1 protein-coding gene is annotated in these 673 nt (G+C 70.3%); it reads right to left on the bottom strand.

Annotated features, from left to right (window positions below):
- Window positions 1-581 (bottom strand): alpha-amylase family glycosyl hydrolase (locus G3I71_RS45355; RefSeq protein WP_343243286.1); only part of this gene is annotated, 581 nt, incomplete at its 3' end.
- Window positions 582-673: the final 92 nt, after the last annotated feature.

The raw sequence follows: 673 nt of genomic DNA, 5'->3' as shown, positions 1-673 counted from the left end.
CAGTAGCCCACGACCTTCGCGATCGCGTCCCGCACCTGCGGGTTCGCGGTGTTGAGGTCGGGCTGGTGCCGGTAGAACCGGTGCCGGTACCAGGCGCCCGCCTGCTCGTCGTACGTCCAGATGCCGTCCTCCTTGTCGGGGAAGACGACCTCGTCGGACGTGTCCGGCGGCGGGTCCTCGCGCCACACGTACCAGTCGCGGTACGGGCTGTCCTCGGACCGGCGCGCGGCACGGAACCACGGGTGCCGGTCGGACGTGTGGTTGACGACGAGGTCCGCGATGACCCGGATCCCGCGGTCGTTCGCGGTGCGGATCAGCTCGACGAGGTCGCCGCCGTCGCCCAGGCGCGGGTCGACCGCGTAGTAGTCGGTGATGTCGTACCCGTCGTAGCGGTCCGCCGTCGGGTAGAACGGCATGAGCCACAGGCACGTCACGCCGAGCTCGGCGAGGTGGTCGATCCGCTGCACGAGCCCGGGCAGGTCGCCGATGCCGTCGTCGTCCCAGTCCATGTACGTCTCGACGTCGAGGCAGTAGATCACCGCGGACTTCCACCACAGGTCGCCGGTGTCGCGGATCCTCACGCGCGCACCGCCTTCAGGGCGGGCAGCACGTGCTCGGCGGCCATGTCGACGAACGCCTCCAGGGACGACGACGGGGACGTGCGCACCTCGGT

Source organism: Streptomyces sp. SID12501 (genome assembly GCF_010550245.1).
Lineage (GTDB): Bacteria > Actinomycetota > Actinomycetes > Streptomycetales > Streptomycetaceae > Streptomyces.
The sequence above is the reverse complement of the archived record's forward strand: the minus strand, read 5'-3'. Positions and strand labels throughout refer to the sequence as shown.